9 protein-coding genes are annotated in these 12199 nt (G+C 61.9%); 8 read left to right on the top strand and 1 reads right to left on the bottom strand.

The features are described 5' to 3' along the window. Window positions 1–91 precede the first annotated feature (91 nt). The 3 genes from DSM100688_RS05015 (at window position 92) to DSM100688_RS05005 (ending at window position 3166) form a co-directional block, all read left to right on the top strand. Window positions 92–1270 (top strand): toxic anion resistance protein, encoded by a 1179-nt coding sequence (locus DSM100688_RS05015; protein ID WP_239519345.1) that lies wholly within the window; start codon window positions 92–94, stop codon window positions 1268–1270. Window positions 1271–1807: 537 nt separating this feature from the next. After that, window positions 1808–2674 (top strand): DMT family transporter, encoded by an 867-nt coding sequence (locus tag DSM100688_RS05010; protein ID WP_163146849.1) that lies wholly within the window; start codon window positions 1808–1810, stop codon window positions 2672–2674. A gap of 123 nt (window positions 2675–2797) precedes the next feature. Beyond that, window positions 2798–3166, top strand: coding sequence for a YccF domain-containing protein (locus DSM100688_RS05005; protein ID WP_152358050.1), 369 nt, complete (start codon window positions 2798–2800; stop codon window positions 3164–3166). Window positions 3167–3328: 162 nt separating this feature from the next. Here DSM100688_RS05005 and DSM100688_RS05000 read toward each other — a convergent pair whose 3' ends face one another. Continuing rightward, window positions 3329–5251 carry a glycoside hydrolase family 127 protein gene (locus DSM100688_RS05000; RefSeq protein WP_152358049.1) on the bottom strand — a complete coding sequence of 641 codons (1923 nt, stop codon included), beginning with the start codon at window positions 5249–5251 and terminating at the stop codon, window positions 3329–3331. Between the two features lie 342 nt (window positions 5252–5593). On the opposite strand from DSM100688_RS05000, the gene DSM100688_RS04995 reads away from it, so the two are divergent. The 5 genes from DSM100688_RS04995 (at window position 5594) to DSM100688_RS04975 (ending at window position 12091) form a co-directional block, all read left to right on the top strand. Further along, window positions 5594–6652, top strand: coding sequence for a LacI family DNA-binding transcriptional regulator (locus DSM100688_RS04995; protein WP_152358100.1), 1059 nt, complete (start codon window positions 5594–5596; stop codon window positions 6650–6652). 205 nt (window positions 6653–6857) lie between these two features. Beyond that, on the top strand, window positions 6858–7778 hold the full coding sequence (locus DSM100688_RS04990) for a carbohydrate ABC transporter permease (RefSeq protein ID WP_152358048.1): 921 nt from the start codon (window positions 6858–6860) through the stop codon (window positions 7776–7778). Window positions 7779–7787: 9 nt separating this feature from the next. Continuing rightward, entirely contained in the window at window positions 7788–8588 is an 801-nt protein-coding gene (locus tag DSM100688_RS04985) for a carbohydrate ABC transporter permease (protein WP_152358047.1), read from the top strand. 19 nt (window positions 8589–8607) lie between these two features. After that, window positions 8608–10677, top strand: coding sequence for a glycoside hydrolase family 43 protein (locus DSM100688_RS04980; protein ID WP_152358046.1), 2070 nt, complete (start codon window positions 8608–8610; stop codon window positions 10675–10677). Window positions 10678–10750: 73 nt separating this feature from the next. Beyond that, window positions 10751–12091: an ABC transporter substrate-binding protein gene (locus DSM100688_RS04975; protein WP_152358045.1), complete on the top strand. Its 1341-nt coding sequence runs from the start codon at window positions 10751–10753 to the stop codon at window positions 12089–12091. Window positions 12092–12199: the final 108 nt, after the last annotated feature.

The following is a 12199-nucleotide window of genomic DNA, read 5'->3' as shown; positions in this document are numbered from 1 at the left end:
GGCCGACGGACGACGTGACATTGTCGTGGCCACGCCGCCGTCATGATCACGCGACTCGTGACCCAACATCTGTAACGGAAAGGAAGCACCCATGACCAAACAACTCACCCTCGCCGACCTCGCCGGCGGCAACAGCGCCGTCACGTCGCCGAGCCTCACCGCATCGGACGACCCGGCAGCCGGCGCGGTCGTTCCCACCGCCGACCAGGCCAAGGCCGAAGCCGCGCTCACGCCGGACGAACAGATCGCCAAACTCCCGCCGGCCGACCAGCAGCAGATCGCCCAGCTCGCCGGCAACATCGACCTGACGCGCGACGGTATCGAATCGTCGTACGGCAAGGACGTGCAGCGCGCCACGTCCACGTTCGCCGACGAGATCCTGTCCGAAACGCGCTCCAAGGACACCGGCGAGGCCGGCGACCTGCTCGCGACCATGCTCACCACCATCGACGAGGCCGAACTCGGCGGCTTCCGCAAGATCCCGATCATCGGCCAGGTCGCCGTCTCCATCGATAAACTGCGCCGCCGCTACCAGAAGGTCGACGCGCAGATCGACGAGATCATCACCAAACTCGAGAAGGCGCAGGCCAAACTCGTCGCCGACATCGCCATGTACAACACCATGTACGACCAGAACGCACAGCAGTACCGCTCGCTCAAGCTCACCGTGCTCGCCGGCAAGAAGGCGCTCGCCGACTTCAACGCGAACCAGTTGCCGGCTTTGGAAGCCGAGGCGGCGAAGAGCGGCGACGCGATGCAGGCGCAGGTGCTCAAGGACTTCAAGTCGAAGCTCGACCGGTTCGCCAAGCGGCTCGACGACCTCGACCGAGTGAGCGTCGTCACGTTGCAGACCGCGCCGCAGATCAAGATCATCCAGAACGCCGACCAGACCATCGTCGACAAGATCGATACGACGATTTCCACCACGATCCCGGTGTGGAAGTCGCAGATGGTGATCGCGCTCGGCCTGTCGAACCAGCGGGCCGCGCTCGACCTGCAGAACAAGGCCGACGACGTGACCAACAAGCTGCTCACGCGCAACGCCGAGGCACTGCACCGCGGGGCCGTGGACGCCGAGAAGGCGAACCAGCGGTCGGTGATCGAGATCGACACGCTCGAGAAGATCAACTCCGAGCTCATCGCCACGTTGCGCGAGACCGTGCAGATCCAGAAGGAAGGCAAGGCGAACCGCGAGGCCGCGCAGGTGAAGATGCGGCAGATCGAGAGCGACCTCAAGGCCGCGCTGATCGACAACGCGCAGCAGTTGTAGCGGGGCTTCTTCGCTGTAGCGTGGTCCCGTGACGGATGTGCTGCGTCTGTGGGGGGGCTTCCGCCTCTCCAACGGACATACAGCCGATTGGCGGGGCGAAAACGGCTGTATGTCCGTTGAAGTGATTGAGGCGCGCATCCTGTCGTAGGAACGTTCCCAAGTGCTTAGTGCCTTACCTCTAACGGACATACAGCCGTTTTTGCCCTCCAATCGGCTGTATGTCCGTAGGAGGGTGAGGTCGTTTTGTCTGTCAAAGGTGACGGATGATGGCGGGAAGCCGTTGTATCGTAGCGTTGCAGATTCTGTACGACGAGGGACGAGGAACGGACGGGCATGAGCATGCGGGGCAACGACGCCGATATCACAGCCAGCACTGACGCTAATACCAATACCAATACCAATACCAATACCAATACCGGAACCGACGCCGAGGCCAACGTTGGCACCAATGCCAACGTGAGCGCCACAACCAGCGCGAAAGCCGCAGCCAACGTACGCACCAAACCCAACCCTGCGATCCAACAGACGCCGCGCAGCATGCTGATCGGCATCGGCCTGGTACTCGCCGGCGGCATCATGTGGGGCACCAACGCCACCGTGTCCAAGGTGCTCATGGGCACGTACCACGCCGACCCGTTCTGGCTGGCGTGCATCCGCGAACTGTTCGCCGGCGCGCTGTTCCTCGCCGTCGCGGCGGCCCGCGAACCCAAGCAACTGCGCGGCGCGATCCGCGACCATCGTTCGTATCCGCAACTCGTTGTCTGCTCGCTGGTATGCGTCCTCATCACGCAGGTCGCCTACCTGTCGTCGATCGACTGGACGAACTCCGGCACCGCGACCGTCCTGCAGTCGCTGAACCTGCTCGTCGTGCTTGCGTACGTGTGCATCCACGGCCGTCGACTACCTGCCCTGCGCGAGGGCATCGGCGTCGCGCTTGCATTCGTTGGCACCGTCCTCATCGCGACCGGTGGAGACCTGACCACGTTGAAACTGCCGTTGATGGGTCTGTTCTGGGGTGCGATCAACGCGCTCGCGACCGGCGGCCTGTCGATTCTGCCGGCGAAACTCATGACCAAGTGGGGCAATCTCACCGTCAACGGCATCATGTTCGTGATCTCCGGCGCGATCCTGCTGCCGATCGTGCAGCCATGGGCCAATTCGCCCGCGTTGGACTGGGTCGGCGTGCTGCTCATGGTGTACACGGTGGTGTGCGGCACGTTCGGCGGGTACGGCCTGTTTCTGGCCGGTGTGCTGCGAATCGGGTCGATGCGCGCGACGATGCTCGGCACCAGCGAACCGCTCGCCGCGACCGTCAGCGCCGTGCTGGTCACCGGCGCCGTGTTCTCCATGACCGATCTCGTCGGATTCGCGATGATCATCATCATGGTGTTCCTGGTGCGGTAGCCAGGCGGTTCGTGTGTTGCGGCTGAGCCGGCCAGGACGGATCCGGCCCACAGTCTGCGACTCAGGGATGAATCAGTGGTTTCCCTGACCCTCCGCACGCCGCGCGCATGCCATGATGGAACCATGAGATTGTTGGGCAATATTCTGTGGCTGATTCTCGGCGGACTGTTCCTGTCGCTCGGATGGGCGGTGATCGGACTGCTGCTGTGCGTGTCGATCGTCGGCATTCCGTTGGGATTGCAGGCGTTCAAGATGGCGGAACTTACGCTGACGCCGTTCGGTCGGACCGTGATCTACCGCGGCGGCGTTGGCTCGATGCTTGCCAACGTCGTGTGGGTGGTGCTGGTCGGCTGGTGGATGGCGATCGGCTATGTTGGCGCGGGCTTGGCGAACTGCATCACGATCGTCGGCATTCCGTTCGGCATCCAGTCGTTCAAGATGGCCAAGCTGGCGCTGTGGCCGTTCGGTGCCGACATCGTCAGCGTGCGATAGACCGGGGTGCGGTTCCGGTCTATCGCACGCTGACGATTCGTTGATGGCCGTACCTGAGTCCATGCTGCGGCATGATGACTCGGTAAGCCGTTTTTCTCGTTATTCAGGCCGTAATCGGGTCCGCAGGTGCAATACGGACTCGATTACGGCCGCCGCGAGCCACTACTCACCCAGCGGGATCCAGACTCGCATCGTGCTCGGCCCGCGGTTCGCCCAATCGTGGTAGGGAACCAGCCGCAGCGTGCACGGTTGTCCGCCGATGTGCTGTTCGGCGTCATGGTAGGGGAGCCTGCCATCATCGGCTGAACCGTCGGTCGGATCATCGGTCGGGCCGTCGTTCAGCAGTGAACCCGTCGCCAGTATGTACCGGCCGTCGTCGGTCAACGTGGACTGCGGATCGATGCGATACCTGTTGAGGTCCTGCGAGAGTTTCTGATCGATCGATTCCATGCAGTAGACGATCGGCCCGCGTTCGACGGCGGCGCATCCGCGGACTGCGTCGATGTGCATGTCGGGGTAGGTGATGCGCGGTGCGACCGGCATTTCCAGTCGGATGGTGGTACCGGCCGGCATGACGCCGGTAAGGCTTGCCTGTGCGCCTTGATCGGTACGGCTCCGCCCGTTGACCGTGACGGTCATCGTGCCGGCCCAGTCCGGGATGCGTGTCGAGAACGTCCATGCGGTTTGCGGGGCGTCGAGCACGGTGATGGTCACTATGCCATCGTCGGGATATTGTGTTTCGATCCGCAGCGCGAGCGTGCCGCCGTCATGCAGCGTGGTGCGGATCGTGCCAGGCATGAATTGGATGAGCGACAGGCCGTTGCCGTTGTTGACGGCGACGTAGGCGGACAGCTGTCCGAGCGTGCGGGATACGTTCGACGGGCAGCATGCGACTTCGAACCACGGCGCGCGCGTCGATGCCTGTGCGCGCAGGCTACACTGGTCCGGTGCGGCCTCGTGCGTGCGGTTGCGTTGTTGCAGGGGATTGACGTAGAAGAACGAGGTGCCGTCCGTGGACGGGGAGGCTGCGATCACGTTATACAGCGTGCGTTCGATGATGTTGCCGTAGGACAGGTCGCCGGTCGCCAGCAGCAGCCGCCATGCCACCATGATGGAGCCGACGCCGGCGCAGGTTTCGCAGTATGCGCGATCGGGCGGCAGTTCGTAGTCGTCGCCGAACGCCTCGTCGCTGTGCCGGGAGCCCATGCCGCCGGTGAGATAGGTGCGTTTCTCCAAGGTGTCCTGATATTGGCGACGCACGATGCCGAGCAGTTCGTCGTCATGGTTTTCGACGGCGCAGTCTATCGCGCCGGCTGTCAGATAGAGGGCCCGCACGGCGTGGCCGCGCAGCCGCGTGGCTTGACGGATCGGTATGTCGTCTTGAAAGTATTCCCGGCCGAAGTGGCTGTCGGCCAGCGTGTGGTGACCACGACGGTTGATAAACCGGGTCGCTGCTTGTATATATGCGTCGTTGCCGGTGGCTCGTCCGAATTCCAGCATCGCGGTTTCGATTTCAGGATGACCGCCGATGCGTTCGATACGCCCGGGGGCGAAGTCTTCGACGATGCGATCGGCGAACCGGCGGGCCACGCCGACCAATGCGCAATCAGGATGTCCGATGCGGATGCGGGCGGTGGCGGCTTGAAGCAGATGGCCGCAGCAGTACAGCTCGTGTCCCCATTCGAGATCGCTGTAGCGTGCAGGCTGGCCGGTGTCGCCGAACGAGGTTTCGAGATAGCCATCCTCGCGCTGTGCTTTGGCGATCCACTGCACGATGTCGTCAAATTCTCGTTGCAGGGCGTCGTTGGGCTGTCGACCCAGCTCCCAGGCGATGGCTTCCAGCATCTTGTAGACGTCGGAGTCGGTGAAGACGGCTCCGCGTCGTTGCTCGATGTGGTGTTCCGCCGATAGGCGGAAGTTGTCGACCCATCCCATGCGGCGTTCCCATGTGATGATGTGCGGTAGGATTCGGTCGGCGTTGAGTTTCTGCATGGTGGCCCAGAAGCCGCCGTCGATGGTGGATTCGTGGATGGACAGTGGTGAAACGGCCTCGGTGGAGGGCAGTACCGGTGTGGCTATCTGCATGGGATGATCTCCTGTGATCAATATGACAGCGTGTGTGTTGTGATCATGGTATCATGATTTCTATAACGTTTCAAAAATCGATGGTGCGCCGACGATGACGCGTGTATGCCGCCATTCCCGATGCGCCCCGTCGAAAAGCGACCAAGGAGGCGTCGTTGCCGTGAACGAAGATTATGGAGGCCATGCGGCCGTCGGTTGCGTCCGCTCGGCGCATGCGGCAAGGGGCGTGCGCGCTCCGGCATGTAATATAGGTGCCGATGCCACACGACGATGCGGGTATCATCGCGATGACGATGCCGGTTTCCGGCTGATGTGGACGGACGGCAAGGGAAGGGGTCTGGTATGACGGACGCAAATGGTGCCGCCGCGAGAGTGACCCTGCATGATGTGGCGAAGGCCGCCGGGGTGTCCATCGGTACGGTGTCCAATTACATGAACGGCTATCCATATATGAGCGCGGCGACGAAGGAACGCGTCCAGGATGCCATCGACCAGCTCGGCTATGTGGTCAACGGTACCGCACGCAACCTGCGACGCGGGGTGACGCGGCTGCTGTCGCTGTCCATTCCCGATCTGACGCAGGTGTACTTCGCCGAGTTGGCCGAGGAGGTCATTCAGGTTGCGCGCGAGTACGACTACGGCGTGATCGTGGAGTCGACCGGATACGATGCGGCGCGCGAGATGCACAGCATTCAGATCATGAGCCAGCGGATGACCGATGGGCTGATCCTCAGCCCGTTGAAGCTGAGCGACGGCGACGCCCGGAAGATCAAGGGGGATTTTCCCTTGGTCGTGCTTGGCGAGAGCATGTTCGGCGTCGACGCTCCCCACATCATCGTGCAGAACATTTATGCGGCGAAGGCCGCCACGTGTCATCTTGTCTCGGCCGGCTGCCGGTCGATCGCCATTGTCGGCGGCGCGGTGGATCCGGGCAACGTCTCCGCGCGATCGTTGCGTACCGAGGGCTATGTCGCGGCGCTCCGTGAGTACGGCCTGCCTGTCGACCAGAGATTGATACGGGAAACCGGGGACTGGAACAGCCGTGCGGGAGCGCGGGCCATCTCCGACATGATGCAGGAGGGGCTGCGGTTCGACGGCGTCTTCGCGTGCAATGACATGCTGGCCTTCGGTGTGATCAGTCAGCTGAAGGAGATGGGTGTGTCCGTGCCGGCGCAGGTGCAGGTGGTGGGCTTCGACAACATCGACGAGTCGCAGTACACGACGCCTTCGCTGACGACGATCGACCCGGGGCGCCGGCAGATCGCGAAACTGGCCGTGGAAAGCATTCTGGAGCAGGTGAATCAGGGAAGACGTGCTCCCAAGCAGCGTATCGAGGTCGAATATTCGTTGGTCTGCAGGCAGTCATCCCCTGGTTTTCCGGTCATCGGAGCGAAGGGATGACGTGCCGTCGCGATTGACGACAACGTTGATTTGACTTCTCCCTGAAAGCGATATATATTAATTCCATCCAATCTGAAACGTTTTAGACAACGACCGTCGAGCAAAACCTGAAACGTTTTAGAGGACATAGGAAAGTGTTACAACCACTGTCCGTGGTGATCGGCCGACGAGGGCCGACTACCACTGCACGTAAGGAGCAACGACGATGAAGGCCATTCAGTCCAAGTCGGGGAAGACCACGGCACGGTCTTCGCGGTCTTGGAGATACCGCATCATCCCATATCTCTATGTATTGCCGCTGGTGATCATCTCAGGCGCGTTCATCTACTACTGCATGGGGTTCACCATTGCCATGTCGTTCACCGATTGGGACGGCATCAGCATGGATGCGAGCTTCATCGGGCTGAAGAACTACACCAAGCTGCTGACGCCCGGTTCCATCTTCTTCCAGGCACTGCTTAACAACCTCATCTTCCTAGTGGTGACGGTCGTCGTCCAGGCGGCGCTCGGTCTGCTCCTCGCCGTCATTCTCAAGGAGCGCATGCCCGGTTCCAACTTGTTCAAGGCGTTCTTCTTCATGCCCGTCACCATGGCCGCCGTCATCATCGCAGCCGTGTTCCGCGGCGTGCTTGATCCGAACCTCGGCGGCTTCAATCAGGTGCTCGCCGACATCGGTCTCGGCGGATTGGCCCACTCCTGGTTCGGCGATCCCAAGACGGCCCTGCTCACGATCTGCGTGGTCAACATCTTCCAGTGGACCGGTTTCTCCATGATCATCTACTACGCCGGTCTGATGTCTATCCCGCAGGAGGTGTACGAGGCGGCGAAGATCGACGGCGCCGGATTCTGGAAGACCCTGTTCTATGTCACGCTCCCGATGCTGCGCGGCACCACGAACGTGCTGATCGTGCTCGGCATCGTCGGCTCGCTGAAGACCTTCGATATCGTGATGCAGACCACCGGCGGCGGTCCCGGCCGTGCGACCGAATTCCTGAACACGTATCTGTACAAGGTCGGCATCCAGCAGTACGAGGGCGGCCTGTCCTCCGCGATCGGCGTGCTCGTCCTGATCATCGCCATCCTGATGTCCCTCGGCCAGATGTGGCTGTCGAATCGCGAGAAGTGAGGTCATGCCATGAAGCGCAAACTCAGCACCACGATCATCATGTACATCGTGCTGTTCATCTTCCTGATCCTGTGGCTCATCCCGATCGCCATCGCGTTCATGAAGTCGCTGAACATCAACGGATTCGGCAACTACCTGTGGGTGATCACGAATCCTGACATCAACTACGGCAGAGCCGTGTTCAACAGCGCCTTCATCTCGATCGCCACTGCCGTGATCGTCATCCTCCTGACGTCGCTCGCCGGCTATGCGTTCTCCAAGATGAAGTTCGTCGGGTCGAACGTCCTGTACTTCATGCTGCTGGCCTGCCTCGCGGTTCCGGGCGCGGCCGTGATGATGCCGGAGTTCTTCACGATGAAGACGTTTGGCCTGACCAACACCTACACCGGTCTGATCATTCCGATGGTCGCGTTCAACGCATTGCAGATGCTGCTGCTGTGGCGCAACTACATGGACGGCATCCCCAACGAGATCATCGAGGCGGCGCGTGTGGACGGCTGCTCCACGTTCCGCATCTACTGGGGCATCCTCATGCCGCTCAGCCTGCCCATGATCGCGACCACCGGCGTGCTCACCTTCGTCTACTCGTGGAACGACTACCTCACCCCGCTCCTGATGCTGCGCGACAAGAACCTGTATCCGATCACGCTCGTCGCGACCTCGTTCATGGACGGCCGCAACCACACCGAGGAAATGATGGCCGAAATGTACGCGGCCCTCATCCTGATGATGATTCCGTCGGTCATCGTCTACCTCATCAGCCAGAAGTGGCTGCAGGAAGGCATGACGTCCGGCTCGGTGAAGAGCTGAGCCAGCCAGGAGTGCGATCATGACACAGCAATCAACTTCGGCCGTGGCGCAGCGCTACACCAACCCGCTGCAATACGCCGACGGCGTCGCGCATACCGCGCCCGACCCGTTCGTCCTCGAATATCTTGGCGAATACTGGTGCTACTCGTCGTGTGCGGACGGCGTGCAGGTCTCCAGATCGGCGGATCTGGTTCATTGGGATCGTCTCGGCACCTGCTACACGGAAGCGGGGCGCAAGGAGTACTGGGCTCCGTCCGTGATCCTGATTGACGGCACGTTGTATATGTATGTGTCCGACATGCCGGAGGACAGTGACAATCATCACGAGCAGATCATGCGCGTCGCGACCGCCGACCGTCCGGAAGGCCCGTTCGAGTGCGTCACGACACTGTTTGATGGATTCGCGATCGATTCGCAGGTCGTTCGGGGTGCGGACGGCACCATGTACCTGCTCTACGCCGACAATCAGCGTGCGGGCGTAAGCCTGGACCGTCCGGGAACCTCCGTGATGATCGACCGGTTGGATACGCCCACCAGCCGAGTCGGCAACCCGCGCCCGCTGATCCTGCCGACCCGCGACGAAGAGATCTTCGCCCGCAATCGCTTCGGCGACGGCCGCGACTGGCACACCATCGAGGGCGCGACGCTGTTCACTCACCGCGATCAGGCGTATATCACGTACTCCGGCAACTCGTTCACCAACGAGACGTATTTCGTGGGATATGCGCAGGCCGCGCTGTCCGGCGACACGCCGCTGGACGAACTCGACTGGCGCAAGCACGCCGGCTACGGGACGTTTGATCCGTTGATCCATCGTCGCGGCCACGTCGAAGGCACCGGCCACAACTCGATCATCAAGGCGCCGAACGGCGTCGACGACTGGATCATCTACCATGCGAGAGAACGGATTCCCGAGTTGTCCGGCGACGAGACCGAGCGTCGGCAGATGTGCATTGATCCGATCGACTACATGGAAGGCGAACTGCGGACGGTGGCCCCGACTCGCGATCCTCAGTGGGCTCCCGCCAAACCGGACGTGGAAGATATGTTCGGCGGTGACGACCGGGACCTGCACGATGACGGCAACTGGCGCGTACTGTCCGGTATGGCGACCGTGAGCGGACATCAGCTGGAAACAAGCCTGCACGGGGTCTTCCGCGCGATCCTGCGCGAGGAACGGCCGTGGAACACGTACCTGGCGTCGTTCTGGGCGAAGGCGTCCACCGCCGACGCGGGCGGACGATTCGGATTCGCCGTCGCGTATAAGGACGAGCGCAACCACGCCGAATTGGTGTGGGACGCCGGCGATCGTCGATTCCGCCTCCTCGGCGCGGTGGACGGCGTGCATCGTGAGTTTGCTTCGTCGCAGCGCGAGATGCCGTATCTCGATCCCGCGCAATGGCACCGGTGGGCCGTCACAAGAACGTTCGGCACCTGTGAGCTGCGTGTGGACGACATGCCGATCATTCGTGCGGATATCCCGCTGGACGGTGGGGCGATCGGCCTGTTCTCGCAGTATACGAGCACACGGTTCGCCGCGATGCGTGTCACCGATCACGCGGATCTGTGGGGCGAGCGGCTTGCAGACATCGGCAGGGAACTGCGGATCGTCGACGGTGCACTGTCGTTCGACGAGCGGGGGGCGCGCGTCTGGAAGGACAGGCCGGTCCGTTGCGAGCGGGAATTCCTGCCGCCGTCGGCCGTCCAATCCACGACCGGCGTGCGGTACGTATTCGACGTGGCCTTCGACCGCGCCGACGGCACATTGGAAATCATGTTGCCGAACGCAACGGTCACCGCCGATGCCGAGCACGTCGGCGTGACGGGAGACGAGGGTTCGGCCATGCCGGCCGCCGTCGAACGCACCGACAATCCGGCGGAAGCCCGCCGCGACCGGTACGGACGCATATTGTGCACGATCATCATCGAAACACAAGGAGGGACCACTTCCATTCGAACCAGAGAAGTCATATGGACGTTCGACAACGTGCGGACGGATAATGAACGATCCGTCGCGGAGAACCGGCTCACGTGCACCTTGAACGGGGCGTCGCTGACCGGATACTGCAGAACATCCATCAACCACTAAAAACCAATACAACTGTTGGCCGTGCCCCACGGCGCGGCCGAACACGCATCACAACGAGCAAAGGAGCAACATCATGCGTGGCATCAAAAAAGTCATCACGACGGTAACGGCGGCTCTGGTCAGCGTCGGCATGCTGGCCGCCTGCGGCAGCGGCAACGCCGGTGGCGCGGACGAAGGACTGGGAACGGCCGACAAGCCGGTGAGCATCGACTTCTGGGCGTGGCAGCCGGTCGAGGATCAGTGGAAGCCGATCATCGCCGAGTGGGAGAAGGAAAACCCCAACATCAAGATCAACCTGTGGCGTAACGCCGATCAGGCCGAATACGAGAAGAAGCTGCGTACGGCCATCGCCAGCGGCGAAGGCCCGGACGTGTTCGCCCTCAACTCCGGCTCGATGGTGACGCAGTACGGCAAGTTCGCCGACGACATGGCCAAGCTCTCCGACCAGTACATGAAGGGTTGGAAGGACAACGTCAGCTCGACCGCCATCGACCAGATGACCGACAAGGACGGCAAGCTGGTCGGCATGCCGACGCTGCTGACCGGCCAGGAATACCTGCTGTACAACGAGACGTTCCTCAAGGAGCTGGGCATCACCGAGATGCCAAAGACCTATGACGAGCTGGTCAAGATCTGCAAGCAGCTCAAGGCCAAGGGCCTCGTGCCGATCGCGTACGGCGCGAAGGACATCTGGCACCTCGTCGACCTGTTCGTCTACCTGAGCAACGAGTTCGGCGAAGGCGACATCTACAAGGCCGAGGACGGCAAGATGAAGTTCACCGACGAGACCTTCGTCAAGACCATGAAGGCCTGGAAGCAGATGGCCGACGATCAGATCTTCGAGGACGGCGCGGTCGGCGTCCCGACCTACCCGGACACCAACGACAACTACTTCGCGGAGCGCAAGACCCCGTTCCTGGCCAGCGGTTCGTGGCACTCCTCGATGGTCGTCATTCCTGAAGGCATGCCCGGACTGACGGGCAAGATCGCCAACGATACGCTCGGCATGATCGAATTCCCGCAGGTCGGCCCGATCCATTCCGGCCCGACCACCGGCGTCGACTACGCGCTGACCGTGAACAAGGACAGCAAGCGCAAGGAAGCCTCCATGAAATTCATCGAGTTCATGACCACCGGCAAGGGCCAGACGCTGTGGACCAACATGCTGCAGGGCTCCCCGGTCTACACGAAGGCCAAGGTCGAACTGCGCAAGGATATCACCGAGACCCAGCGCGAGAGCGTCGAAATGGTCAACAAGACCCAGTCGGAATCCAAGCTCACCCGCAAGCTGAAGTACGCCGACCTGGAGAACGAGATCGGTGTGCAGATGCAGAACGTGTACACCGGCCAGTCCTCCGTGGAGGACGCGCTGGCCTCGATCGAAAAGGTCAACGAGAGCGTGGACCGCGGCTGATGACGCCGCAACGTCCCGCGCCTGAGCGGCGGGCAATGCGAATTGCACGCGCTGCGAGGGACATGTGATCACATGCGGGTTCCCGTACGACAGGCCGGTGACGGCGGT

It is taken from the genome of Bifidobacterium ramosum, assembly GCF_009299505.1.
Classification (GTDB): Bacteria; Actinomycetota; Actinomycetes; order Actinomycetales; family Bifidobacteriaceae; genus Bifidobacterium; species Bifidobacterium ramosum.
This window is presented reverse-complemented; position numbering and strand designations above follow the sequence as displayed.